The following is a 25,288-nucleotide window of genomic DNA, read 5'->3' as shown; positions in this document are numbered from 1 at the left end:
TACGGAGCCGCTGTACGGGGCGGCGGAGCCGATGTGATGTGCGGGGCCGGCGCCACAGGCGCTCGGCAGGGCAGGCACCGGGGAACCCGGCCGCTTGAGCCTTGACGCCCGGTTCCACGCGCTTGGCGGCGGCGCGAGCTCGGCGACAGAAGGTCGCCGGGTCGCCTGGTCGCCGGGTCGCCGGGTCGCCGGGTCGCCGGGTCGCCGGGTCGCCGGGTCGCCGGTGAAGCGTGCGGGGTGGGTGGCGGGGTGCGGCACGGTGGACGCGTTCCGCTTGTTGGCTGGTAGCCAGTGGCGCCCCGTACGCCGTGGGGAGAGCCGCGAGGGGAAGGGACACGGCGAAGCACGCGCTACGGGTGCGCTCCGGGGCGCGGTGGGTGGTGGAGCGTGGGGGTGGGCTCCCCTCATGCGCTCCGGGGCGCACCGCACACCGGTCTGGTGAGCGTGCGGTGGGCTCGGGAACGGCGGTGTGGTCAGCGGCCCTGTTCGTACTGCCGGAGCTGGTTCAGGTCGATCATGCTGGTGTCGAACAGGCTGGTCTCGTCCAGCGCCGGCGCTCCGGCCGCGCGGGGCTGCTGCTGTTGCTGGTGGCCGTCGATGGCCTGGGGCACCTGGTAGCCGGCGTGCGGGTCGTACCCGTGTTGCGGCTGCTGCTGCCAGCCGTAGTCGCCGGCGGGCTGCTGCTGCGGGACGGCCGGCTGCTGGTAGTCGTGCTGCGGCTGGGCGGCGGCGTACGGGGCCTGCTGGGGGTACTGCTGCTGGTAGCCGTACGCGTCCTGCTGGTAGCCCGCCTGGGCGTAGTAGTCCGCGTACTCCGGCTGGGCGGGCACCTCGGGCGGGGCCGGCGGCTGCTGCGGGATCGCCGGCATCGGGTCGGGCATCGGCGGCTGGTGGGCCGGGGCCTGCGGGGCGCTGCGCGGATCGGTGAGGTGCTGGCTGGTGGCGAGGTCGGCGAGGTAGTCGTCGTCGCTGGTGCTGAGCCCGGCGGCGCCGGCGGCGTCCTGGGCCGCCATGTGCGCGCCCAGCTCGTCCTCCTCGGTGCCGAGGAGCTTCTGTCGGCCGCGCCCCACGGCCTCCAGGGTCTTGGCGAGCACGGCGGCCACGGCGCCGAGCTTGGTGTCCACGTACTCGTCCGCGCGCCGGCGCAGTATCTCGGGGTCGGCGCTGCGCTCGGGGGCCTGGTCGTACTGGCCGTTCGCGTCGGCGTCGCCGTACATGCCGCCCGGGTCGCGGCCGAGCAGCTTTTCGCGTCCCCGGTCCACGGAGCCGATGGTCTTGGTGAGGACCACCTCGAAGTTGGCGAGCTTGCTGTCGACGTAGTCGTCGGCTTCGGCGCGGATCTCCTCGGCCTCGCGGCGGGCGTCGGCGAGGATGCGGTCGGCCTCCTCCTGCGACTGCCGGGCCACCTCGGTCTGGGAGATCAGGGAGCCACGCTGGGCGTGTGCGGACTCGATGATCCGCTCCGCCTCCTGCCGGGCCGCCTGGACCATCTGGTCGCGGTCCCCGATCACCTCGCGGGCCTGGGCGAGGGAGCCGGGCAGCGCGGCCCGTAGCTCTTCGAGCATGGCCAGCAGGTCGGCCCGGTTCACCACACAGGAGGCGGACATGGGCATGGATTTCGCGCTGCCGACGGTGCCGACGATGTCGTCGAGCTTCTTCTGCACGTCCACCTTGGGTGCTCGCACTCTCTAGGCCGAAGGGTCGGGACGGGACCGACTGTACGGGCAGTGGGCTCCCGCCCGACACCTCCTGACAAACCGTCAGCCGCTCAGCGCTCCGCGAGCCGCTCCGTGAGGCGTTCAAGGACGAGCGGCGGCACCAGGTGGGCGACGTCGCCGCCCCAGGCCGCGACCTCCTTGACCAGGCTGGAGGAGAGGAAGCTGTAGGTGGGGTTGGTGGGGACGAAGAGGGTCTCGACGCCGGACAGGCCGTTGTTCATCTGGGCCATCTGCAACTCGTAGTCGAAGTCGCTGACGGCACGCAGGCCCTTGACGATGGCGGGGATGTCGCGCTGCTTGCAGAAGTCGACGAGGAGGCCGTGGAACGACTCGACCTCGACGTTTCCGTACTCGGCGGTGGTCTCGCGCAGGAGGTCGATGCGCTCGTCAACGGTGAAGAGCCCCTGCTTCGACTTGTTGATCATCACGGCGACGTGCACGACGTCGTACAGCTTCGAGGCTCGGGCGATGATGTCGAGGTGTCCATTGGTGACGGGGTCAAAGGACCCCGGACAGACGGCGCGACGCAAGAGTGGTTCCTCGCTCTCCAGTGCGGTCATGACGCGCTGTGGTGGTTCGGCGTAGCGGTGCTGCGTGAAGCGGCGCGACCGTACCAAAGCGTGCCCTCCCCGTAGCGACGAGCCCGTAGCCCCTCGAAACCGGTCGGCCACCGGAACTCGCCGCCCCTGGTGCTCCGCTCCACCGTTACGAGCGCCCGTGCCGCTAGCCAGCCATTACCGCAGAGTGTGATCAGGATCTCCCGCAGCGCGTCATCGGTGACGGCGTAGGGCGGGTCGAGGAAGACCACGTCGTACGGCCGGTCCTCGGGTACGGGGCCGGTGACGACCTGCTCCGCCTTGCCCGCGCGGACCTCGGCACCGGGTAGCCCGAGGGTGCGCACGTTCTCCCGGATGACCCGGGCGGCGCGCGCGTCGGCCTCCACCAGCAGGGCGTGCTCGGCGCCCCGGGACAGCGCCTCCAGGCCGACGGCGCCCGAACCGCCGTACAGGTCGAGCACCCGCGCTCCGTCCAGCGAGCCGAGCAACGACTCCCAGGTGGAGAACAGGCCCTCGCGCGCGCGGTCCGACGTGGGGCGGGTGCCGGTACCCGGCGGTACGGCGAGACGGCGCCCGCCGGCGGCTCCGGCGATCACGCGGGTCATCTGTCGTTCGGCCCTTCGTGGTGGGGGAACGGCGCCCCTGATCGAACACCGCTCCCCCACGATATGGCGTCATCCGGTGGACTACGCGGGGACGGCGTCTGTGCGGAGCCGGGGGTCGCCGCCTGGTACTGGTCGTCGGGGCCGGCGGGGCGGCGAGTACGGGGGCGGGGCGGGGCGGGCCGCGCCCCCGGGCTGCGTGGTTGTTCGGCGGCGTCGCGCGGGGTGCTGCCCGGTGGCCCCGGCCCCGTACGGCGTCGCCGCGCCGTGCCCCGTACTCCCCGCCTCGCGCGCGAGGCCGCTCCGTGCTCCGTGCTCCGTGCTCCGTGCTCCGTGCTCCGTGCTCCGTGCTCCGGCGATGGTGCTGGACGGGGCGGGGTTGGGTTGGCGAACCGGGCGCCTCGTGCACCGTGCTGTGCGGCTCGGCAGCGCGGGGACACAGGGCGTAGGTGCTGCGTGCTGGAGGGTCCGGGCCCTGGGGTCGGGAGGGGCACGGGCGGCGTGGGGAAGCGGTGGGACGCAGGTGTCCTGCGGTTCACTCGGAGGCCCGTGCGCCGCGGTGGGCCGCGGTTCAGGCTGCCGCCCCGGTACGGGCACGGGCCGTGCGCCCCGTACCGGTACGCAGCCACGCCGGGGACGGCGCTGGGGATGCGCGGGCTGAGCCGAGGAGCAGCCAGGAGGCGGGGCCGCCCACGGAAGCGGCCCAGGGCCTCTGGGGCGTGGTTTCGGAGCGGCAGCGCGTACGCGTCAGCCCTTGTCGAGGTACTGCTCTCGCTCGGCGTCCAGGAGGGCGTCGAGGGCCGTGCGCAGTGCGGGCAGGTGTTCCAGGTCCGGGTCGGCCGTGACCGTGGCGACGGCCTCCTCGCGGGCGGCGCTGATGATCTCCTCGTCGTCGATGACGGCTAGCATCCGCAGGCTGGAGCGGATGCCCGACTGGGCCTGCCCCAGCACGTCGCCCTCGCGCCGCTGCTCCAGGTCGATGCGGGACAGTTCGAAGCCGTCGGACGTCGCGGCGACCGCCCCCAGCCGGGCCCGGGCCTGGCTGGCCTCCGGCATGTCCGTGACCAGGAGGCAGAGACCGGCGGCGGAGCCGCGGCCGACCCGGCCCCGCAGCTGGTGCAACTGGGAGACGCCGAACCGGTCCGCGTCCATGATCACCATGGCCGTGGCGTTGGGGACGTTGACACCTACCTCGATCACCGTCGTGGCCACGAGCACGTCCACCTCACCGGCGGCGAACCGGCGCATCACGGCGTCCTTGTCGTCCGGGTGCATCCGGCCGTGCAGGACCTCCGTACGCAGCCCCTGGAGCGGGCCCTTCGCGAGTTGCTCGGCGACGTCGAGTACGGCGAGTGGCGGGCGGCGCTCCGCTGCGCCCTCCGTGTCGCTCGCCTCCGTCCCCGTACCAGCCTCCGTGGCGGACTCGGCCTCGCGCGCGGCGCCCGCGCGAGGCCGCGCACTGCCCTTGCGCTCTGCTGCGGCGTCTTCCTCGTCACCGATGCGGGGGCAGACCACGTACGCCTGGTGGCCCGCATCGACCTCCTCCCGCACCCGGTCCCAGGCGCGGGAGAGGAAGTGGGGCTTGTCCTTGGCCGGCACCACGTGGCTCGCGATGGGCGAGCGTCCCGCGGGGAGTTGGTCAAGGACCGAGGTCTCCAGGTCGCCGAAGACGGTCATGGCGACGGTGCGCGGGATGGGGGTGGCTGTCATGACCAGGAGGTGGGGCGTCCGGTCGGCCTTGGCGCGCAGGGCGTCGCGCTGCTCGACGCCGAACCGGTGCTGTTCGTCGACGATCACCAGCCCCAGGTCGTGGAAGAGAACCTTGTCCTCGATGAGCGCGTGCGTGCCGATCACCAGGCCCGCCTCCCCCGTCACCAGGTCAAGCAGGGCCTGGCGGCGGGCTGCGGCCCCCATGGAGCCGGTGAGCAGCACGACCTTGGTGCCGTGTTCGGAGCCGCCGAGCATGCCGCCCTCGGCCAACTCGCCCATCATCTCCACGATGGAGCGGTGGTGCTGTTGGGCCAACACCTCGGTCGGTGCGAGCATCGCGGCCTGCCCCCCGGTGTCGACGACGGCGAGCATCGCGCGGAGCGCCACGAGTGTCTTCCCACTGCCGACCTCGCCCTGGAGCAACCGGTGCATGGGGTGTTCGGTGGCCAGGTCGGCGAAGATCTCTGCCGACACCTGCTGCTGTCCCTCGGTGAGCGTGAACGGCAGCTTCGCGTCGAAGGCGTCGAGCAGCCCGTCCGCCCGCCGCGCGCGCGGTACGGCGGGCAGTTGCGTATCGGCGTACCGGCGGCGCGCGAGTGCCACCTGGAGGACGAACGCCTCGTCCCACTTGAGCCGGTCGCGGGCCGCGGCGATGTCGGCCTTGCTGCGCGGACGGTGGATCTTCAGCAGGGCGCCGGGCAGGGTCTCGAACCCGCGACCCTCGCGCAGGGCGTCCGGCAACGGGTCGACCAGGCCCTCCCAGTTCGTGGCCTCCATGGTGTCCAGGAGCAAGTCGATGGACTTGGCCAGTTGCCAGGAGGCGAGTTGTTTACAGGCGGGGTAGAGCGGCAGCAACTGGTGCGCGAACGCGTCGACGGCGCTCGCCGCGTCTTCCCCCGCCTCCGGGTCCAGCAGTGCGTAGTCGGGGTGCGAGAGCTGCCGCGTGCGGTTGAACACCGACACCTTGCCCGCGAACATCCCACGGCGCCCGGGCACCAGTGCCTTCTCGTGGTGGAAGACGCTCCGGCCGAAGAACACCAGGGTCAGCGCCCCGCTGCCGTCGGTGACCACCACTTCCAGCCGGACGCCCTTGCCGTTGTTGAACGTCTTCTTCGCCGCCTTGGCCACCCGCGCGACCACCGTGACGTGCTCGTCCAGCGGCAGGTCGGCTAGGCGCGTGAGCTCGCCGCGCTCCGCGTACCGCCGCGGGTAGTGGTGCAACAGGTCACCGACGGTGTGCAGGTCGAGGTGGGCGGCCATCACCTTCGCGGTGTTGCCGCCAACAATCTTCTTCAGGGGTTCATCGAGCGCGGGCACGCGTTCCATTGCACACCACGACACTGACAACGCGTACGACGCTCCCGCCACGCGACGTCCGCACCGCCCACGTGGCGGCCCGTTCAGCGGCCCGGTTCTGGTGGCCCCGCTTGGTGGCCCCGCTTGACGATCCCCCCGCGCGCGAGGTCGGGTCGGCTCCGTACGCGCAGCTTCACGCTCCGTACCGAAGCACGCCGTCTGCGCGTGCCGTCGGGCTGCGCCAGGCAGGCTCCGTGCCCAGCCCCGCAGCGCTCCGTGCTCCTCGCCTCGCGCGCGAGGCCGCTCCGTGCTCCGTGCTCCGTGCTCCGTGCTCCGTGCTCCGTGCTCCGTGCTCCGACGGGATGGTCGGGCGTTCGCCGCCGGTATGGGCTCGGGCGGGCAGCGGCAGGCCGGCCGAACGGAGCCGCGGACACCAGCGGGGGCGCCTGGCCCATGGGGCGGCGCCTGTCGGCCGTTTCTACCGGTTACTCGATGCCAATGAGCAGCGGGGCGGCCGGCTGCTCACCGCGGTAGCTGATTGTGTCCACCGCCAGGTGGGTCTCCCGTACGTGCCGCTCCAGCCGCTCCGCGAGGTCGCTCGGTACACCCGCGCCCAGTACCAGCGTGACCAACTCCCCGCCTGCGGCCAACATGCGGTCCAAGACGGTGCGGGCAGTGCCGAGCAGGTCGGCGCCGATGACCGCGACATCGCCGTCGATCATCCCCAGCACGTCGCCGGCCTGGCACACGCCTGCCATGGTCCAGGACTGGCGCTCCGCCACGGCCAGTTCGGCGTAACGGGTGGCGCCGGCCGCCGAGGTCATCGCCACCACGTCCTCGTCGAAGCCCCGGTCCCGCTCGTGCACCGCGAGCGCGGCGATGCCCTGGACCACGGAGCGCGTCGGGATGAGCGCCACCCGTACGCCCTCCGTACGCATCTGGGCCGCGGCTGCCGCGGCCGTATGGCGCAGTTCCGCGTCGTTGGGGAGCACGACGACCTCGTGGGCGTGGGCGCGGCGGATGGCCTCCACCAGTTCCCCGCTGGCGGGTGGCTCGCCGGGGCGCGTCGTGACCACCGTCGCGCCGGCTTCGGTGCAGAGGGCCGCGAGTCCGTCGCCAGGGACGACGGCAACCACGGAGCGGGCCGCACGGTCGCCCCGTGTGCTGCGCCCCGCGCCCCGTGCCCTGTGCCCCGTCTCCTGCTCCGACGGGGGCGCGCCGTGGCCCCGTCGGAGCTCTGCCGCGGCCCCGAAGTGCGTGATGCGGAGGCGGTACGGGCGGCCCGCCTGGATGCCTGCCTCGACCGCGGCGCCGGCGTCGTCGACGTGTACGTGGACGTTCCACAGCCCGTCGCCGCCCACGATCACGAGCGAATCGCCCAGCGCGTCCAGCTTCGCCCGCAATCGCGCCACGGCCGTCTCATCTGCCTCCAGGAGGTAGATCACCTCGTAGGCGGGGCTCGTACCGGGCTGCTCGCCGTGGACATCACCGGGGCGGAGCGCGGCCGTGTCCTGGCTCGTTGCGCACGTCGGCGACGTGCCACCGTCCGTGGCGGTGGCACAGCACGGCAGGGCTCCCGGAGACGGCGCGGCCTGTGGGCACGCGGCAGGCGGGTGTTGGCGTGCCTCCGGGGCCCAGGAGTCGGCCCTACGGGGCACGGGGCCAGCGTTGTCCGGCAGCGTCCTGAGGGGGTTGGTCGGGGCTGTGGGGCGTTCGCCGGTGAGTGCCTCGGCCAGTGCGCCGAGGACGGTCACCAGGCCGTAGCCGCCGGCGTCGACGACACCGGCCCGGGCGAGGGCGTCCAACTGGCCTGTGGTGGCGTCGAGAGCCGTACACGCACCCGCGTGGGCGGCCCGGGCCACTTCGCCTACGGATGGCGCGCCGTTGCGCGGCACCGACGGTGTTGCGCCGAGTCCCGGTCCTGTCCCCGCCTCGTTCCCCGCCCCAGTGCGCGCGTCGCGCGTAAGGAAGCCGGCTTCCGCGCCGACCGTCGACGCGCCGGATGTGACGCTCGACTGTGGCTCCGTAGCAGTCGCTTCGGGTGCCTCGGTGGGGCCGGCCGGAGGCGCGGGCGCACGCTCCGTAGTGGGCGTGGGACGGTTCGCGTCACCGTGTGGGGCGCCGCCGGGGGCTCCTGCGGGGCCTGCCGCGGTGGCCCCGTGTCCCGCGCCCCGCGCCCCGTCGGGGCCCCGCTCCGTGCCGCGCGTTCCGCGCTCCGTCGCTAGTCCGCTCCGTGCCGTGTCCAGGTCCGGCGTTTCGAGGCCGGCTCCGCGCTCCGTCCTCCGTGGGGCGCCAGCACCGTCCGCTGTGGGCCGGGGCTGGTCCGTCACGGCCTGCGACGCCGCAGCTGCGGCCTGCGCGGCCACCGTCAGGACGGTGCCTTCGACGGGCCGGGCGACCGCCTGGCGGGCCGACTCGGCGGCCCGGGTCAGGGCGCGGGCGAGATCCGCGCCGTCGGCATGACGTGCGTCACGGGGCGCCGCGGAGGCCGCGGCTGGGGCCCCGTGGGGAGACAGCACGTCGGCCATGCCACGCAGCATCTGGGCCAGGATGGTGCCGGAGTTGCCGTGCGCGCCAATGAGTGCACCGTGCGCCATCGCACCCATCGCGTCGCCGAGGCTCGGGCGGGAGGCCGCACCGGTGACCGCGTGGCCGTCGAACGCGGCACTGACGGCCTGGGCGGCGGATTCGACCGTGAGGTAGAGGTTCGTACCGGTGTCGCCGTCCGCCACCGGATAGACGTTGATCGCGTCGATCCCCTCGCGGGCGCGGCCGAGCGCCTCCAGTGCCAGCCCGCACCACGTACGTACCGCCTCGGCGTCGAACGGGTGCGGCACCTACGGCCTCCTTGAACCATGCGGGGTGTCAGCCTGAATGCCCGCAGGGTAGTCGCGGAGCGGGGGGACCGCCCGGGGCGGGGGCCGAGGAAGCCATGGTAGTTTCGTTGTACGGAAGCAGCCGTTGTATGCTGCTCCGGTTGCCCGATCAGATCGGGCCATTCGCCCCGGCGACGCCAACCAGTTACTGGCCCGGCAAGTCGGGAATTCACTGTAAGTGCATCTGAAGTCTTTGGAGTGACCCGTGGCTGCCAACTGCGACGTCTGCGGCAAGGGGCCGGGCTTCGGCAACAACATTTCGCACTCGCACCGCCGCACTCGCCGTCGTTGGAACCCCAACATCCAGACGGTGCGCGCTGTGGTCGGTCGGACGCCGAAGCGGCTCAACGTCTGCACCTCGTGCATCAAGGCCGGCAAGGTCGCGCGCTGACGTTCCCGTCGTAGCGCAGCCAGCCGGTTGCCAAAGCCGGTCCGCCTCGTGCGGGCCGGCTTTTCTGTGCCTCCAGGGCGGTCAGCCAGCTACCCGCTCACGGTTCACCACGCGCCCCTCCGTACGCTCCGGAGCGCGTACCGGACCACGGTCTCGGAGGCAGAACCCGCTCCGTATGCCGAGCCTGCTGCCGGCGCCCGAGCGCCCCACAGGCATGCGTTCGAGGCCGCATCATGAGGACGCGGCGCCGTGTGCGTATGGCCCAGCACGCGCCTCCCCGCGGCGTGCCTGGGCCCAGCCCCGACTCCAAGTCCCCACGCATCTCGAAGTCACGCTCCACCCCGTACAAGCGGCTGTTCGGCGTGCTCTTACCGCCCCGTACGGCATCTTGCTGCGCCGCCTGTCGTTCACCGCCGCGCAGCGCCCTGGCTCCGTGTGCCCCGAGCCGGCTTCCAGCCGCCAAGCCATGCCCGTACGCCGCACCCCGCGCGCGTGGCTGCGCCACCCGCCCCGTGCCCCGTGCCGCGTGCCCCGTGCCCTGGCAGGAGGGTGATCGGTCGCGCCTGTGACGGCAAAGTTTTTAAATCCCGCGCGCGTGCGCGTGCCGCGCTGTGCCCTGGTCGCATCGCTGGATCGGCCGGGCCCCCGTCGCCGGGACCGGTTCGGCGGTACGGGCCCCAGGCCGCTAGCGCCAGCGCCAGGCGTGGTCGACCGGGCCGATGCCCGTGCCCAACGGGAAGCCGGCCGCGATGGCGCCGGTGACGTACTCCTTGGCCGCTGCCGTGGCCTCCGGTACCGGCATGCCGTGCGCCAGGTGGGCGGCGATGGCGCTGGCGAGGGTGCAACCGGTGCCGTGGGTGTGGCGGTTGTCGAGGCGTGCGGAACGGAGCCAGTGTTCCTCCGTACCGTCGGTGAGGAGGTCGACCGCATCGCCCGGTAGGTGGCCACCCTTCACCAGCGCCCAGCGCGGGCCGAACTCAAGGACGGCGGTGGCGGCCCGCCGCATCTCGCGCTCCGTGCCGACCCGTACGCCGGTGAGCTGCGCCACCTCGTCGAGGTTGGGGGTGGCGACGGTGGCGACCGGCAGCAGCTTGGTGCGCACCGCGTCGAGCGCCTCCCTCGCCAACAGCGAGTCGCCGTGCTTGGAGACGCCGACCGGGTCCACCACGACCGGTACGTCGAGCGCCGCGAGCAGTTCGGCGACGGTCTCCACGATCTCTGGCGAGGCGAGCATGCCGGTCTTGACCGCCTGCACGCCGATGTCGTCGACGACGGCGCGGAATTGGGCGCGGATCGCGTCCAGGGGCAGTTCCCAAGCGCCCCGTACGCCCAGTGAGTTCTGTGCCGTGACCGCGGTGAGCACGCTCATGCCGTGCGCGCCCAATGCCAGCATGGCCTTGAGGTCGGCCTGGATGCCGGCTCCACCGCCGGAGTCGGATCCGGCGACGGTGAGGACACGGGGCGGTACGGCCGTGGGAACGGGGCTCACGGGCGGGGGTGGGGTGGTCATGTCACTGAACCTACGCCCTGCGGTCGCGCGCCCCGACGGGCGGCCTCACCGGGGCAGCCCGAGCCCTGGCGGCCATGCCTACCGACGGTTCGGCCCGCTGCCCATACCGCGGACGAACGGCGCCGTGGCCGTACCAAAGTCGAGGGGGACAAAGTCCAACAGGAGGGGCGAACCGCGCCGTAGGTACACCGGGCGCGAGCCGTGCTCCGCGCGCCGGACGACACTGCACGGAGCGTAGGCGTCAGGGCCCGTTCAACGGAGCGGCGCACTCCCCTGCGGCCCGCGCCGTCTGCCCGTCTGCCCGCCGTCATCATGTCCGCGCCGGCCCCAGGCGCTCTGCCACCTCCCCCGTACCCGCGTACGGTGCGCCCGCACGACGCAGCGGCGCCCCGGAGCCGCTGCTACGGGTCCGGGGCGCCACGTATGGGTTCAGTCGCTCTCGGCGTCCTCGATGTCGCCGAAGTGGTCCCAGCCGGCCTTGGACCACGGTGCGCCGTCCACCGTCACCTGCGGCAGCGCCGACGGGTTGCGCACCTCGCCGATCACCTTCCAGCGGGCGGGCAGCTTCACGTCGACCGGGAAGGTCGCCACGATCGCGTGGTCCTCGCCGCCGTTGAGCACCCACTGCAACGGGTCAACGCCCACCGCCTGCCCGATGTCCGACATCTGCGAGGGGATGTCTATCGAGGCGGAACGCAGGTCGATCCGGACCTTGCTGGCCTCGGCGATGTGCCCGAGGTCGGCGACGAGGCCGTCGCTGACGTCGGTCATCGCCGTCGCGCCGAGGCCGGCGGCGGCCGGACCCGCGTGGTACGGGGGTTCGGGGCGCCGGTGCGCCTCCACGAAGGCGCGGGGGGACCGGAACCCGCGCGAGAGGACCGCATGGCCGGCCGCGGACCAGCCCAGCCAGCCCGTAACGGCCACGACATCGCCCGGTTGCGCCCCGGAGCGCGTGACCGGCTCGTGGTTGCGCAAGTCGCCCAGGGCCGTGATGGCCACGGTGATGATCTCGCCGCGCACGACGTCGCCGCCGACCACCGCGGCGCCCGCCACCTGGCACTCGTCGCGCAACCCGTCCATCAGCTCGTTCGCCCACGTCGCCGGGAGGTCGGCCGGGACGACGAGCCCGAGCAGCAGGGCGGTGGGCACGGCGCCCATCGCGGCGATGTCGGCGAGGTTCTGCGCAGCCGCCTTGCGTCCGACGTCGTACGCGGTGGACCAGTCGCGACGGAAGTGCCGCCCCTCAAGCAGTACGTCGGTGCTGGCCACCACCCGACGGTCAGGTGCGGCTACCACCGCGGCGTCGTCCCCCGGCCCCAGTCGGACCGCCGGGGTGGTGGTGAGTCGGGACGTGAGCTCCTTGATCAGCCCGAACTCCCCCAATTCGCCCACGGTGCCCTTCATCCCATCGCCCCTTTGCACTGTTCTTCCGCCCTGCGCTCCGCTGTCCCGTCCAGCAGGCGCCACGCCGCGTACGCCGCGCGGGTCTCCCCGCACCGCTTGACAACGCGGTACCGTGGCGTCCCTTCTCCCCACATGATCCTCGTCGCTGCCCTGGAGGTTCCGTGGTACAGGCGTACATTCTGATCCAGACCGAGGTCGGCAAGGCTTCGGCCGTTGCCGACGTGATCGCCAAGATCCCAGGAGTCATCCAGGCCGAAGACGTGACCGGACCGTACGACGTGATCGTGCGTGCCCAGGCGGAGACGGTGGATGAACTCGGTCACATGGTGGTCGCCAAGGTCCAGCAAGTGGACGGGATCACCCGCACCCTCACCTGCCCGGTCGTGCATCTGTAGCTCCCCGTATCCTCGGCCCAGTGAGTTTTGCACCGCGCCACTGGCCCCGTCTGCCCATCGCCATCCTGCTCTTGTCCGCCGTGGGCTGCTCTGACAGCGACGAACCCGCGGCGCCCGCGGTTCCCTCTCCGTCGGCGCGGGCCATCACGTTCTGCAAGGCTCTCCACAAGGAACTGCCCGCGACGGTGGACGGACTGGACCGCCGCAAGACCGATCCCGCCTCGGATTTCACCGCCGTGTGGGGAGACCCCGGTGTGCAACTGCGGTGCGGCGTGCCCCGGCCCGACGTCCTCACGCCTGGCAGTGAACATTACAACCCCACGGCCGACTCCGTTGACGTGAACGGAGTCGGCTGGTTGCTGGAGAAACAAGACGACGGCTACCGGTTCACCACGACCCTCCGCAAGGCGTTCGTGGAGGTGACGGTCCCGTCGAAGTACGCACCCGAGGTCAATCCTCTGACCGATCTCGCCGAGGCCGTACAGAAGACCATCCCGTCCGGAATCTGAGACGACGCCGAGCGCCCCGGCCCGCCCCACCCTGCACGCACCGCACTGAACGCCACGGACGCCGCGACGCGACCAGTCGCCCCTTCAGGGGAACGAGGCGCAGGGCATATGACACGGGGCGCCCTCTGCCGTGTGGTCATCGACCGGCCTTGAGGCTTTCCGCGCTCCGGGGCGCGGTGGCGGGCGCGCCTCCGGGACCAGCGCCGGCGTGCGGAGCGCTCCGCCTCCGACCACTGGCGCTCCGGGGCGCATCAACAGGCACCCGTTCCATGCGCGTACGAGCCCGTGCGAGCGCGCCGTCCACCTCGCTCAGCCTCACGTCGTACGGTCCGAACCAGCGCCGGCCGCGCCGCTCCCCCTTGCGGCGCGATGCACGTCCGATGAAGGCGCCGATCCGCACCCGCAGCACCGGCCGAAAGCGCTGCCGTCCGCTCAACCCCGCGCGCGGGGCCGTGGCTGCTAGCGGAGGCCGGTGGGGCGGTTGAGGGCTGCCTGGAGGAGACGGTCCACGAGTTCGGGGTAGCTGACGCCGCTCTCCTGCCACATCCGCGGGTACATGGAGATGGGCGTGAAACCGGGCAGCGTGTTGATCTCGTTGATGACGAACTCGCCGTTGTCCCGCAGGAAGAAGTCCACCCGCGCCAGCCCCTCGCAGGACATGGCGTCGAAGGCGGCCACGGCGAGTTCCTGGACGCGTGCCGTTTCCTCGGCGGTGAGCGGCGCCGGCACGATGCCGGCCGCGGAGTCGATGTACTTCGCTTCGAAGTCGTAGAAGTCGTGGGCGGTGACCGGCGGGATCTCAGCCGGCACACTGGCCCGCGGCCCGTCCTCGAACTCCAGCACGCCGCATTCGATCTCGCGCCCGCGCAACAGCGCCTCGACGATGATCTTGGGGTCGTGCCGCCTGGCCTCTTCGACGGCCGCGTCGATCTCCGACAGGTCATCGACCTTGCTGATGCCCATCGACGAGCCCGCGCGGGCCGGCTTCACGAAGATCGGCAGACCGTGTTCGGCCGCGAAGTCCACGATCTTCTTGCGCGCCACCGCGCCCCGGTCGCCCTCCGGCCCGGCCTCCCACTCGCGCGCCCGGACGACCTCGTACGGTCCCACCGGCAGGCCGAAGGAGTCGAAGACCCGCTTCATGTACTCCTTGTCCATCCCGACGGCCGAGGCGAGCACGCCGGCGCCCACGTACGGGATGCCGGACAGCTCCAGCAGGCCCTGGAGGGTGCCGTCCTCGCCGTAGGGGCCGTGGAGCACGGGGAAGACGACGTCGACGTCGCCGAGCGCCTTGGGTACGGAGCCGGGCTCGGTGTAGACGACCTCGCGGCTGCCGGCGTTGAGCGGCAGCACCACGCCGCCCTCGGGCGACTCCGCGAGTTGGTCGACGTTGGGCAGCGTGCCGTCGCTGATGGCCATCCGCTCCGGCTCGTCAGCGGCCAGTGCCCACCGGCCGTCCGCGGTGATGCCGAGGGGCAGCACCTCGTACTTCGTACGGTCGATGGCCGCCAGTACGGCGCCCGCGGTGAGGACGGAAATGGCGTGCTCGGAGCTACGCCCGCCGAACACGACGGCGACGCGCGGCTTACGGCCGACGGGGCCGGAGGCGGGCACGGGGCTGGGGGAAGTGGACTCGCTGCTCATCGGCTTGAGATTACCTTGCGGCGTTGGCGGCGGGCAGTCTCCCCGGCCGGTGTCCGGCGTTCACCGCGGTGAACACAGGCCGCTGACCTCAATGTTTCCGCTGGCAGCGGCTGGCCGCCGGCGCATCGGGCCGGGCCGGTCGACCGTGCGCGGCAGGCCGGGCCGCAGGGAGGAGACGGGGCCGCGGGCCGGGCGGGGACGCGGGCCGGGGTGAGGACGCGGGGCACCGTAGGGAGCGGCCAACGGGCTCTCCCTCAGGACCCGGTGGAGCTGTCCTACCGGGCCGGTGCCCGGGCCTCTGCCGCCCCGGCCCGTACGGGCCGCCTCGCCCCCACTCGCCGCGGCCCTCGGTGTGGGTCAACCCACCGCCCTACCGCACCGCCTTCCAGGGTGAACGGCAAGGCACGGGAGTCCCGCACATGCGCGCCCGTCTCTCCTCTCCCCGCGACGGGGCGACGGGGCGACGGGGCGACGGGGCGACGGGGCGAGTGTGCCGCGGGCGGGCGGTGCTTGCCCCGCTCGCTTGGCCGTTGCACGCCCTGAGTGCGCTCCGGAGCGCGAGTGTGACTCTCGCGTGCGCTCCGGGGCGCACGCCAACACGCCGCCGACGCCGCGCCACGGGGCGCGGCCCGGGGCATGTGGGGTCAGCGGCGCGTGATGCCAGTGACGGGTGCTGCCCGTGGCACGCGGTGGCGCGTAGTGGCGTGTGGGGTCAGTGGCGCTCGGGCTTGGCGGAGCGCGACATCAGTTCCTTGAGCGCCACGAGCGGGGGCTTGCCGCCGTGCACGATGCTCACCACCGTCTCCGTGATCGGCATGTCCACCTGGTGTCGGTGTGCCAGGTCGAGTACGGACTCACAGGACTTGACGCCCTCCGCGGTCTGCTTGGTCACGGCGATGGTCTCGGCCAACGTCATGCCGCGCCCGAGGTTAGCGCCGAAGGTGTGGTTGCGGGAGAGCGGTGAGGAACAGGTGGCGACCAGGTCGCCCATGCCGGCGAGACCGGCGAAGGTGTGCGCGTCGGCGCCCATCGCCAGCCCCAGCCGGGTCGTCTCGGCCAGCCCCCGGGTGATGAGGGACGCCTTCGCGTTGTCGCCCAGCCCCATGCCGCCGGCGATTCCGACCGCGAGGGCGATGACGTTCTTCACCGCGCCACCGAGTTCGCAACCGACCACGTCGGTGTTGGTGTACGGGCGGAAGTACGAGGTGTGGCAGGCCGCCTGGAGCCGCTGGGCCACCGACTCGTCGCGGCAGGCGACGACCGCGGCGGCGGGCTGCCGCGCGGCGACCTCCTTGGCGAGGTTGGGCCCCGTCAGCACCGCGACGCGCTCCGGGCCCACCCCGGCGACCTCCTCGATGACCTCGCTCATCCGCTTGGCGGTGCCGAGTTCCACGCCCTTCATCAGGCTCACCAGCACGGCGTCGGGCGGCAGCAACGGGGCCCAACCGGCCAGGTTGGCCCGCAGCGTCTGGGCCGGCACGGTGAGCACCGCGAACTGGGCGTCCCGGGCCGCGACGGCCGGGTCCGTGGTGGCCCGTACGGTGCTGGGGAGCTGGACTCCGGGCAGGTAGTCGGGGTTGCCCCGGCCCTCGTTGATCGCGGCCACTGGCTCCGGGCGCCGACCGCACAGGGTCACCTCGCATCCCGCGTCGGCCAGCACGATCGCGAAGGCGGTGCCCCACGATCCGGTGCCGAAGACGGCGCAGCGCGTCATGTGGCGTTCCCTTCGGTCTTCCGGTCCGTACGGTCGACGGAGCCTAGACCCTCGGCGGCGTCCTTCGACTGTCCGCGCCGCTGGGCGGGGACGGGTTCTTCGCGCAGTTCGGCGAGGAGTTCGGTGACGGCGGCCATGATCGTCTCGGTGGCGGCGCGCAGCACCTCGACGGTCGGCTCCTGACCGTAGAAGGCGGAGAGGTCCACCGGCGGCCCCGCGACCACCTTGAAGGTCTTACGGGGAAACAATCGCAATTTCTTTACTCCGGCGTACGGCGGGAGCACGTCATTGGCACCCCATTGCGCGACCGGAATAACCGGAGCCTTGGTCAGCAGGGCGACTCGGGCGGCGCCGGTCTTCGCCCGCATCGGCCACTGATCCGGGTCCCGGGTGAGCGTCCCCTCGGGGTAGAAAGCGACGCATTCCCCCTTCTCGATCGCGCCGACGGCAGCCCGGAACGCGTTGGCGGCGTCCGTGGACTCGCGGTAGACCGGAATGAGCTGGAGCCCGTGGAAGAACCGCCCGATAACGGGCACCTTGAAGAGACTGGACTTCGCGAGGAATCGCGGCACGCGCCCGGTGTTGTACTGGAAGTGCGCATACGCCAGCGGGTCGAGATACGAGTTGTGGTTGATCGCGGTGATGAATCCGCCGTGGGCTGGAACGTTCTCCATTCCACGCCAGTCCCGTTTGAACAGAATCACGAGCGGCGGCTTCACGAAGACCGCGGCCAGGCGGTACCAGAAGCCGATTCTGTGGCGGGGCACTCGGACGTCCTCCTCTTGGGACCTGCTGACCTGCTGGGTTGCTGCCACCCGGGCAGCCGCACAAGTGTCGCCCCAGGTATCTGGTCTGTCGAGGACACCGTAACCCCGGCGGTCCCGGGCAGCTTCGGCAGCAGGCAAGAATGATGCACGTGCACAGAGACGGAGCGAGTGAAGCGGGCATGAGCTGGAGCCTGGTGGTACCGCTGAAACCGCTGTCCCGCGCGAAGAGCCGGCTGGCCGCGGCCACATCGGATGACCTGCGTCCCGGGCTTGCGCTCGCATTCGCACAGGACACGGTGCGGGCGGCGCTGGCGTGTCCCGCGGTACGGGATGTGGTGGTTGTCACGGACGATCCGCTGGCGGCCGACGAATTGACGGCGCTCGGCGCGCTGGCCGTACCCGACACTCCCGGGAAGGGCCTGAACGCGGCGCTGGCACACGGCGCCGCCACGGTACGCGCGCGGCGGCCCGAAGCGCCGGTCGCCGCGCTCAACGCCGATCTGCCGGCGCTCCGCCCCATGGAACTCGACCGTGTTCTGACGACCGCGTCGGAATTCCGCCGCGCCTTTCTGGCGGACGCCGCAGGAATCGGCACCACATTCCTGGCAGCCGCCCCACAATGGGAACTAAATCCGGCTTTCGGTGGTCCTTCGCGCGCCCGTCACCGGGCTACCGGCGCCCATGACATTTCCCTCCCGGACGTACCCAGTGTTCGGCAGGACGTGGATACCGGGCCCGATCTCCGTGCGGCGGTCCTGATGGGAGTGGGGCCGCATACGGCCGCTCTTCTCGGCATCGACGACACTCCGCCGCCGACCCCGAGCGCACCCGCCGGCTCCCCCCTGCCCCACGGTTGACGTCGCCGACCCGCGCGCCCTGTTCCCCACCACGCCCGCCGCTCGCTGCGCTCCGTGGCGCACGGCACGGAGCGGGACGGAGCGTTCGCCACGGGGCACGGGGCACGGGGCACGGGGTCTGGGGCGTGACGCACAGAGCGCTCCCCAGGCACAGCGCGAGAGCGCGGCCCCGTTCCACCGCCCTCGGGGATACGGGGCGACACTCATCACGGAGCACCCGCCACAACGCGTAGGCCACGAAGCACAGCTACGGAGCGCAGAGCCCCGTGCACCGAAGGCGCCGCACGGTACGCGGACCACGCGGTACGGGCCGCTCCCCGCGCGGGCTACGCTGCTCCGCATGCAGGCAACCGCTTACACGTACGACCCCGACACGCGCGCGGGCAGTGTGCTGCTCGACGACGGCACCCCGGTGCCGTTCGACGCAGCGGCCTTCGACGCCGGCGGGTTGCGCCTGTTGCGGCCCGGACAGCGGGTACGGATCGAGGTCGACGGTGAGGGCGACGCCCGCCGCGTGACCCTGGTGACGCTCCAGACGTTCTAGGCCCGGCGCCAGGGGCCAGCCCCACCGGCGTACCGCGGTACGCGTGCGACGACCGGCTCTCGCACGCCTCGTGCGCCCTAGAGCCGTCACGGGCACCCTTCGAGCACGGGCACCCGCCGCACGCCGGCTAGACGCCTCCCGGACCCAACCGCGGGCGCCTGCTCGCCTCGCCTCGCCTCGCCTCGCCTCGCCTCGCGCAAACAGAACCGCCACACCCCGTAACCCGCAAGCCCTCCCCCATTGCTCCGTGCTCCGTGCTCCGTGCTCCGTGCTCCGTGCTCCGTGCTCCGTGCTCCGTGCCAAGGCAACGGGACTCCCCCGCTTCGTGCAGTACGCCGCACCCCGCGCGCGAGGCCGCGCGCCGCTCGCCCGTGCCCCGTGCCCCGTGCCCCGTGCCCCGTGCCCCGTGCCCCAGCGTCAACATCCCAGCCCCGCTGCCCCGTGGCCTCCGTCCCTCCCAACGAGCCGGCTGACCCGTGCCCGTAACCCACCGCCAGTACGGGGCAGGCGCACGGTGCTTCACTTCGCGGCGGGCGGCCCTCACGCCACCAGGTGCACGAAACCCCCTGCCGGCACGAGCACAGGCACCACCGCCACTTCCACCGCCACCGCTCCTGCCGCTGCCAGCGCCACCAGCACCAGCTACCAGCCACAGCCGCGCACGCGATGCTTCACCCCGCTGAGTGGGCGGCATGCCCGCCCTGAGCCACGGCCCCGTACGGCGAGTTCTCGGCGCTCACGCGATAGGCGCGCGCCGGTCTGTGCGCTCCGGGGCGCGCCGTCTCCCGTCTCAGCGGTGGCGTCGGGGCCAGAACGCACCGCGGGCCGGGCTCCCCTGAGGGGAGTCCGGCCCGGCGAGGTGCTGAGCGAGACGGTGCCGCCGCCGACCTACTTCTTCCTGGCGGTGGTCTTCTTGGCGGTGGTCTTGCGCGCCGTGGTCTTGCGCGCGGGAGCCTTCTTGGCCGTCGCCTTCTTTGCCGGCGCGGTCTTCTTGGCGGTGACCTTCTTGGCCGCGGCCGTGGTCTTCTTGGCCGGCGTGGCCTTGACCGCGGTGGTCTTCTTCGCGGCGCTGGCCTTCTTGGCCGTGGTCTTCTTCGCGGTCGCCGCCTTCTTGGCCGCGGTCGTGGTCTTCTTCGCCGGCGTGACCTTCTTCGCGGCAGCCGTGGCCTTCTTGGCCGTGGCCGTCTTCTTCGCGGTGGCCTTCTTTGCCGCGGCCTTGGCCGTCGTACGCGTGGAAGAACCGCCGGAGAGGCTGCCCTTGGGCGCCTTCTTGACGGCCACATCGTTCTTCGGGAGCTTCTTCGAACCGCTCACCAGGTCCTTGAAGCCCTGGCCGGCGCGGAAGCGAGGCACCGAGGTCTTCTTGACCCGGACCCGCTCACCGGTCTGCGGGTTGCGGGCGTACCGCGCCGGGCGGTCAACCTTCTCGAACGAGCCGAAACCGGTAACCGAAACCCGGTCACCGCCGACGACCGCGCGGACGATGGCGTCCAGTACCGCATCCACCGCATCCGCGGCGTTCTGGCGTCCGCCGAGCTTGTCGGCAATGGCTTCCACGAGCTGCGCCTTGTTCACGTCTTCCCCTTCGGAGACATAGCTGGAACGAATCTGTTCAAGCTTTTTCGCACGTTAGGCAGATATATACCGCAAATCAAACACGAAACGGGCTAATCACCCTTGTGCCGCAACGAACTCGACCTTCACGGAGTTCCGTCGCTGTCGCGATCTTCAGGGAAGCGGCCCTCGTCGAGGTCGTTCATCAACCGGTCCAGACGCCGCGCCGCGCCTGCCAGATCGTGCTTCGCTGCCGCCGTGATGACCAGCAGCTTCCGGGACAGCGCCATCCGTACGCCCTCCGGGACTTGCAGTGAGCGCACCCTTGCATGCGCTTCTTTGAGTTGGTCCGCGACGAACCCGTAGAGCTGGAGTTGGGTGTCGCGTTCCATACGTTGATTGTGCCATCTACAGCGAGTTGTCGCCTCATGGGGCCCCAACACGACGATGCGCCGCCGGTCCGGAGACCGACGACGCATCGTGCCAAACGTGCCCCGTACACGGAGCACCGGGGGGCCTTAGACCTGCGAAGTATGGGGTTTGAAGGCGGGTCGAGCAGCCTCGTACGCAGCGATTTCGGCCTCTTGGCGGAGGGTCAGGCTGATGTCGTCCAGTCCCTCAAGCAGTCGCCAACGAGCGTTCTCGTCAAGCTCAAATTCGGCCGTTACGTCAGCCGCTCGAACCTGGCGGTCTACCAGGTCCACGGTGACCTCGACGCCCGGGTCCGCCTCGGTCAGCTCCCACAGGCGCTCCACCGTTTCTTGCGGCAAGACCACCGTCAGCAAACCGTTCTTGAGTGAGTTTCCGCGGAAGATGTCGGCGAACCGCGCCGAGATGACCGCCTTGAAGCCGTAGTTCTGCAACGCCCAGACCGCGTGTTCGCGCGAGGAGCCGGTACCGAAGTCCGGCCCGGCGACCAGCACCGTCGCCCCGGAGCGCTCGGGCCGGTTCAGTACGAACTCGGCGCCCTTGCGCCACGCCTCGAAGAGACCGTCCTCGAAACCGTCGCGGGTCACCCGCTTCAGCCAGTGTGCCGGGATGATCTGGTCCGTGTCGACGTTGCTGCGCCGCAGCGGAACGGCGCGGCCGGTGTGCGTGGTGAATGCTTCCATGATTCTCAGACCCCCACGGGAGCGGTTGACGGGGCCAGGTCGGCGGGCGATGCCAGCCGACCCAGCACGGCGGTGGCGGCGGCGACCTGGGGCGAAACCAGATGCGTGCGGCCACCCTTGCCCTGTCGGCCCTCGAAGTTGCGGTTGGAGGTGGAGGCGGAGCGTTCGCCGGGCGCCAACTGGTCGGGGTTCATCCCCAGGCACATGGAGCAGCCGGCGTGTCGCCACTCGGCCCCGGCGGTCGTGAAGACCTTGTCGAGCCCCTCCTGCACCGCCTGGAGCGCCACCCGTACCGACCCGGGAACGACCAGCATCCGCACCCCGTCGGCGACCTGACGCCCGTCGAGGATGCCGGCAGCCGCCCGCAGGTCCTCGATCCGGCCGTTGGTGCACGAGCCCACGAAGACCGTGTCCACCTGGACGTCCCGCAGCTTCTGACCGGCCGTCAAGCCCATGTACTCCAGGGCCTTTTCGGCCGCCAGGCGCTCGCTGGCGTCCTCGTACGAGGCGGGGTCGGGCACGGCCGCCGACAACGGGGCACCCTGCCCCGGATTGGTGCCCCAGGTGACGAACGGGGCCAGCGAGGCCGCGTCGATGACCACCTCGCGGTCGAAGGTGGCGTCCGCGTCGGTGCGCAGGGTGCGCCAGTACTCCACCGCCTCCTCCCACTGCTCGCCCACGGGCGCGTGGTCGCGGCCCTTGAGGTAGGCGAAGGTGGTCTCGTCCGGCGCGATCATGCCGGCGCGGGCCCCGGCTTCGATGGACATGTTGCACACGGTCATCCGGGCCTCCATCGACAACTTCTCGATGGCCGCGCCGCGGTACTCGATGACGTAGCCCTGGCCGCCGCCGGTGCCGATCTCCGCGATGATCGCGAGGATCAGGTCCTTGGCGGTGACGTCCGCGGGGAGCTCGCCCCGCACCGTGATGGCCATCGTCTTGAACGGGGCCAGCGGCAGCGTCTGGGTGGCCAGCACGTGCTCCACCTGGGAGGTGCCGATGCCGAACGCCAGCGCCCCGAACGCCCCGTGGGTGGAGGTGTGACTGTCCCCACACACCACCGTGGTGCCCGGCTGGGTCAGCCCCAACTGGGGCCCGACCACGTGGACCACGCCCTGCTCCACGTCGCCGAGCGGGTGCAGCCGCACGCCGAACTCGGCGCAGTTCTTGCGGAGCGTCTCCAACTGGGTGCGGGAGACGGGGTCCGCGATCGGCTTGTCGATGTCGAGGGTCGGCGTGTTGTGGTCCTCGGTCGCGATGGTGAGGTCGGTTCGCCGCACCCGCCGTCCTGCCTTACGGAGCCCGTCGAACGCCTGCGGGCTGGTGACCTCGTGCAGCAGGTGGAGATCGATGAAGAGCAAGTCGGGCTCGCCCTCGGCGCGCCGAACGACGTGGTCGTCCCAGACCTTCTCCGCCAGTGTCCGTCCCATCGCTGTCCCTCCGGGCGGCGTCGCTGCCGACCCAACTCGTGTGTTCGTGGGAGCGCCGCCCTGAAGGCCCGGCGCCGTCTCCAGATTGGCGGCTGCCGCGAAAATTTGAACTTGCGTTTCATACTGTGAGACGCGAGTATCGTTGCATGGACAACTCTAGCGGCGTCGGCGTACTCGACAAGGCGGCTCTGGTACTCAGCGCACTGGAGGCCGGCCCGGCCACCCTCGCGAGCCTGGTCTCCGCGACCGGCCTGGCGCGCCCCACGGCGCACCGGCTCGCGGTCGCGCTCGAACACCACCGGATGGTGGCGCGCGACATGCAGGGCCGGTTCATCCTCGGCCCGCGGCTGGCCGAACTGGCCGCTGCGGCCGGCGAGGACCGGCTGCTGGCCACTGCGGGGCCGGTGCTCACCCACCTCCGGGACGTCACCGGCGAGAGCGCCCAGCTCTACCGGCGCCAGGGCGACATGCGCATCTGCGTCGCCGCGGCGGAACGGCTGTCCGGACTGCGGGACACGGTGCCGGTCGGTTCGACGCTGCCGATGAAGGCGGGCTCGGCCGCCCAGATCCTGATGGCCTGGGAGGAGCCCGAGCGGCTGCACCGCGGGCTCCAGGGCGCCCGGTTCACGGCCACGGCGCTCTCGGGCGTACGTCGCCGCGGCTGGGCCCAGTCGATCGGCGAGCGGGAGCCCGGCGTGGCCTCCGTCTCCGCGCCGGTACGGGGCCCGTCCAACCGCGTGGTGGCCGCCGTCTCCGTCTCGGGCCCCATCGAGCGCCTCACCCGGCACCCCGGCCGCATGCACGCCCAGGCGGTCATAGACGCCGCGGTGCGCCTCTCGGAGGCCCTGCGCCGCGCAGGCTGACGGCCCCTGCTCCGCGCCCCGTGCGCGAAGGGACGCCGCGCCCCGTACGCGCCGTCGCGGCGTTCTGCCGCCGGCACCCGTACGGGGCTCAGCGTTGAGGGCGCAGCGGCTGGAGGTACGGCGCTACACGGGGTACGGGACGGAGCGCCCGGCCCACCTGTCAGGGGTGGGAACGGGAAATGTGGGCGGTGGGGTTCACCGCCCGAGGCGCTGGGCCGCACGATTCCCGCGGGACGTGATGGGGACGACGCCGGCGACTTCACCGAGGCCGTGCAGCGGCATATCGACGTAAACGCTCTCGTAGCAGCCGGCCCGTACCTGATAGGTCTCGTGCCAGATGCCCACGCGGCCCCCGCTGGTGCGGACCCGGCGTTGGAATGCGGCCCAGGCCGGATGGTGCTCCTGGGAGGGATTGGCGGCGTACGCCAGGAGCTTTTCCATGGATTGCCAGTACTGCACGAGGTAGATGCCCCGCGGTGGATCGAGGAGCGAGCGGTGGCCCAGGAGTCCGCTGTCGTCGTCCGCTGACAATTTGCGCAGCATGCGCGGCATGGCGCGGAGAACGGGCAGCCAGGCGTTGATCGCCGTGAAGCGGTTGAAGCGCATTCCGATGAGAAAGACGACCAGGTCACCGTGGGCGTCTGCGGTGACTCTCCCGGGGATGGGTCCGATGTGTGCGCCGCTGCTGGTCATCAGGACACTGTGCGGGAGGTCCCGGGTCCGGCGCCAGACCGCAGGGGTCGGTGCGGGCGGTGGAGGCAAAGAAGTGAAGAAACAAAAGAAATGGCCTTCCCGAATTGCTGAGAAGGCCATTTCTCTTTTGGTACCCCCGACCGGATTCGAACCGGCGCTACCGCCTTGAGAGGGCGGCGTGCTAGGCCGCTACACAACGGGGGCCCTAGCGATCCATTCATCGTCGCCTCCGGGATATCTCCGGATGGTGACGGGGTCAGGATCAGTACCCCCGACCGGATTCGAACCGGCGCTACTGCCTTGAGAGGGCAGCGTGCTAGGCCGCTACACAACGGGGGCGTGTCACTACAGGATCAAGGAGTCTGACGAGAGATTCCTTGCTGGGCTACCAGGACTCGAACCTAGACTAACTGAACCAGAATCAGTCGTGCTGCCAATTACACCATAGCCCACCAAAACTCAAACCCCCTGCTGGGGATTCTTGTTTGGCTTGCGCTTTCCGTTGGGGCTCCGTGGCCCCTCGCGGGCGGCGCAGGAAGAACATTACCCGACGGGGGGCGGGGCACCAAAACCGATACCGCATCCGCGGGCGGCCCCGCAGGCGTTCTGGGTGGGTCGGACTGCCGTGCGGCGCCCGGTGCGCACAGGGCCGGCGCCCGCCCCCTGCTGCGCCCCGTGGCGCCGTACGGAGCGCGGTAGGGCGGGTGTGCCGGCCATCCGGGGCGGTCCGTCGTTCCCGTCCCGCCGCCCGCAACGTCACCCCGGCTTCGGCAGCCCGCCATGTGCGGGGCAACGGGGCGCGGCGAGCGAGTCACCACGGGCCCGTACGGGGCGGGTCCGCCCGCACCGTACGGGCCGTACGCGGCGGAGCTGGACCGTACCCACCTGCGCCGCGCCCGCCCGTACGCGCACGGAGCCGCCCCCGCTGCGCCGTACCCCCGTACGGGCTGGTCCGCCCCGTGCCCTCCCGTACGCGGCGGGGCCCGTTCCTCGCGCGCGGGTGCCGGTCGGCACCGCGGAGGTCCCGGCCCGCTCCTGGCTCCGTACTCCGTGCGGCCACGGTCGTGGGGCGCCGCGCGTGGACGACGGAGCGGGGGGGGGGGGGGGGGGGGGGGGGGGGGGGGGGGGGGGGGGGGGGGGGG

At 71.8% G+C, this 25,288-nt stretch carries 21 protein-coding genes and 3 tRNA genes; 6 read left to right on the top strand and 18 right to left on the bottom strand.

Annotated features, from left to right (window positions below):
• Window positions 1–473: 473 nt before the first annotated feature.
• The 5 genes from ACMA1D_RS24500 to ACMA1D_RS24480 form a co-directional block, all read right to left on the bottom strand.
• Window positions 474–1,670 (bottom strand): ATP synthase F0 subunit B, encoded by a 1,197-nt coding sequence (locus tag ACMA1D_RS24500; protein ID WP_414726225.1) that lies wholly within the window; start codon window positions 1,668–1,670, stop codon window positions 474–476.
• Between the two features lie 98 nt (window positions 1,671–1,768).
• A complete protein-coding gene (gene coaD / locus ACMA1D_RS24495; RefSeq protein ID WP_349995306.1) occupies window positions 1,769–2,278 on the bottom strand; it encodes a pantetheine-phosphate adenylyltransferase in 510 nt (169 codons plus the stop codon).
• The gene (gene rsmD, locus ACMA1D_RS24490) at window positions 2,275–2,880 is read right to left on the bottom strand and encodes a 16S rRNA (guanine(966)-N(2))-methyltransferase RsmD (RefSeq protein ID WP_414726163.1); all 606 of its coding nucleotides are present in this window, start codon (window positions 2,878–2,880) and stop codon (window positions 2,275–2,277) included. Before rsmD ends, coaD begins: the two co-directional genes overlap by 4 nt.
• A gap of 744 nt (window positions 2,881–3,624) precedes the next feature.
• Window positions 3,625–5,913, bottom strand: coding sequence for an ATP-dependent DNA helicase RecG (gene recG, locus ACMA1D_RS24485; protein WP_414726162.1), 2,289 nt, complete (start codon window positions 5,911–5,913; stop codon window positions 3,625–3,627).
• Window positions 5,914–6,368: 455 nt separating this feature from the next.
• Entirely contained in the window at window positions 6,369–8,720 is a 2,352-nt protein-coding gene (locus tag ACMA1D_RS24480; RefSeq protein ID WP_414726161.1) for a DAK2 domain-containing protein, read from the bottom strand.
• Between the two features lie 244 nt (window positions 8,721–8,964).
• Between ACMA1D_RS24480 and rpmB the strand changes: the two genes are divergently transcribed.
• Window positions 8,965–9,150 (top strand): 50S ribosomal protein L28, encoded by a 186-nt coding sequence (gene rpmB / locus ACMA1D_RS24475; RefSeq protein WP_014628431.1) that lies wholly within the window; start codon window positions 8,965–8,967, stop codon window positions 9,148–9,150.
• Between the two features lie 685 nt (window positions 9,151–9,835).
• Here the strand turns inward: rpmB and thiD are convergent.
• Both thiD and ACMA1D_RS24465 read right to left on the bottom strand, forming a co-directional pair.
• On the bottom strand, window positions 9,836–10,660 hold the full coding sequence (gene thiD / locus ACMA1D_RS24470; protein WP_414726160.1) for a bifunctional hydroxymethylpyrimidine kinase/phosphomethylpyrimidine kinase: 825 nt from the start codon (window positions 10,658–10,660) through the stop codon (window positions 9,836–9,838).
• A gap of 429 nt (window positions 10,661–11,089) precedes the next feature.
• Entirely contained in the window at window positions 11,090–12,064 is a 975-nt protein-coding gene (locus ACMA1D_RS24465) for a thiamine-phosphate kinase (RefSeq protein WP_414726159.1), read from the bottom strand.
• A 161-nt stretch (window positions 12,065–12,225) separates the two neighbouring features.
• Between ACMA1D_RS24465 and ACMA1D_RS24460 the strand changes: the two genes are divergently transcribed.
• Window positions 12,226–12,459 carry an Lrp/AsnC family transcriptional regulator gene (locus ACMA1D_RS24460; protein WP_349990187.1) on the top strand — a complete coding sequence of 78 codons (234 nt, stop codon included), beginning with the start codon at window positions 12,226–12,228 and terminating at the stop codon, window positions 12,457–12,459.
• A gap of 20 nt (window positions 12,460–12,479) precedes the next feature.
• The gene (locus ACMA1D_RS24455; RefSeq protein WP_414726158.1) at window positions 12,480–12,968 is read left to right on the top strand and encodes a DUF3515 domain-containing protein; all 489 of its coding nucleotides are present in this window, start codon (window positions 12,480–12,482) and stop codon (window positions 12,966–12,968) included.
• A gap of 459 nt (window positions 12,969–13,427) precedes the next feature.
• Here the strand turns inward: ACMA1D_RS24455 and ACMA1D_RS24450 are convergent, their stop codons facing one another.
• The 3 genes from ACMA1D_RS24450 to ACMA1D_RS24440 form a co-directional block, all read right to left on the bottom strand.
• Window positions 13,428–14,612 carry a D-alanine--D-alanine ligase family protein gene (locus ACMA1D_RS24450; protein ID WP_414726157.1) on the bottom strand — a complete coding sequence of 395 codons (1,185 nt, stop codon included), beginning with the start codon at window positions 14,610–14,612 and terminating at the stop codon, window positions 13,428–13,430.
• A 712-nt stretch (window positions 14,613–15,324) separates the two neighbouring features.
• Window positions 15,325–16,326: an NAD(P)H-dependent glycerol-3-phosphate dehydrogenase gene (locus ACMA1D_RS24445; protein WP_414726156.1), complete on the bottom strand. Its 1,002-nt coding sequence runs from the start codon at window positions 16,324–16,326 to the stop codon at window positions 15,325–15,327.
• On the bottom strand, window positions 16,323–17,093 hold the full coding sequence (locus ACMA1D_RS24440; RefSeq protein WP_414726155.1) for a lysophospholipid acyltransferase family protein: 771 nt from the start codon (window positions 17,091–17,093) through the stop codon (window positions 16,323–16,325). Before ACMA1D_RS24440 ends, ACMA1D_RS24445 begins: the two co-directional genes overlap by 4 nt.
• A 179-nt stretch (window positions 17,094–17,272) precedes the next feature.
• Here ACMA1D_RS24440 and cofC point away from each other — a divergent pair, with 179 nt between their 5' ends.
• On the top strand, window positions 17,273–17,950 hold the full coding sequence (cofC, locus tag ACMA1D_RS24435; protein WP_414726154.1) for a 2-phospho-L-lactate guanylyltransferase: 678 nt from the start codon (window positions 17,273–17,275) through the stop codon (window positions 17,948–17,950).
• Window positions 17,951–18,290: 340 nt separating this feature from the next.
• Window positions 18,291–18,494: a hypothetical protein gene (locus ACMA1D_RS24430; protein WP_414726153.1), complete on the top strand. Its 204-nt coding sequence runs from the start codon at window positions 18,291–18,293 to the stop codon at window positions 18,492–18,494.
• A gap of 888 nt (window positions 18,495–19,382) precedes the next feature.
• On the opposite strand, the gene ACMA1D_RS24425 is transcribed toward ACMA1D_RS24430, so the two are convergent.
• The 4 genes from ACMA1D_RS24425 to leuC form a co-directional block, all read right to left on the bottom strand.
• Complete coding sequence (locus ACMA1D_RS24425; protein WP_414726152.1) at window positions 19,383–20,069, bottom strand: HU family DNA-binding protein; 687 nt, start codon at window positions 20,067–20,069, stop codon at window positions 19,383–19,385.
• 125 nt (window positions 20,070–20,194) lie between these two features.
• Window positions 20,195–20,440 (bottom strand): hypothetical protein, encoded by a 246-nt coding sequence (locus tag ACMA1D_RS24420; protein ID WP_414726151.1) that lies wholly within the window; start codon window positions 20,438–20,440, stop codon window positions 20,195–20,197.
• A 126-nt stretch (window positions 20,441–20,566) separates the two neighbouring features.
• The gene (gene leuD, locus ACMA1D_RS24415; RefSeq protein ID WP_414726150.1) at window positions 20,567–21,160 is read right to left on the bottom strand and encodes a 3-isopropylmalate dehydratase small subunit; all 594 of its coding nucleotides are present in this window, start codon (window positions 21,158–21,160) and stop codon (window positions 20,567–20,569) included.
• Between the two features lie 5 nt (window positions 21,161–21,165).
• Window positions 21,166–22,590: a 3-isopropylmalate dehydratase large subunit gene (leuC, locus tag ACMA1D_RS24410; protein WP_414726149.1), complete on the bottom strand. Its 1,425-nt coding sequence runs from the start codon at window positions 22,588–22,590 to the stop codon at window positions 21,166–21,168.
• Between the two features lie 146 nt (window positions 22,591–22,736).
• Here leuC and ndgR point away from each other — a divergent pair, with 146 nt between their 5' ends.
• Window positions 22,737–23,453, top strand: a complete 717-nt coding sequence (ndgR, locus tag ACMA1D_RS24405) for an IclR family transcriptional regulator NdgR (protein WP_414726148.1) — start codon at window positions 22,737–22,739, stop codon at window positions 23,451–23,453.
• A 195-nt stretch (window positions 23,454–23,648) separates the two neighbouring features.
• Here the strand turns inward: ndgR and ACMA1D_RS24400 are convergent, their stop codons facing one another.
• The 4 genes from ACMA1D_RS24400 to ACMA1D_RS24385 form a co-directional block, all read right to left on the bottom strand.
• Window positions 23,649–24,146: a DUF4188 domain-containing protein gene (locus ACMA1D_RS24400; RefSeq protein ID WP_414726147.1), complete on the bottom strand. Its 498-nt coding sequence runs from the start codon at window positions 24,144–24,146 to the stop codon at window positions 23,649–23,651.
• 128 nt (window positions 24,147–24,274) lie between these two features.
• Window positions 24,275–24,350 (bottom strand) — tRNA-Glu (locus ACMA1D_RS24395).
• A 62-nt stretch (window positions 24,351–24,412) separates the two neighbouring features.
• A tRNA-Glu gene (locus ACMA1D_RS24390) sits at window positions 24,413–24,485 on the bottom strand.
• Window positions 24,486–24,526: 41 nt separating this feature from the next.
• Window positions 24,527–24,598 (bottom strand) — tRNA-Gln (locus ACMA1D_RS24385).
• Window positions 24,599–25,288 lie beyond the last annotated feature (690 nt).

The organism is Streptomyces sp. 796.1 (assembly GCF_047525675.1).
GTDB lineage: Bacteria > Actinomycetota > Actinomycetes > Streptomycetales > Streptomycetaceae > Streptomyces.
The sequence above is the reverse complement of the archived record's forward strand: the minus strand, read 5'-3'. Positions and strand labels throughout refer to the sequence as shown.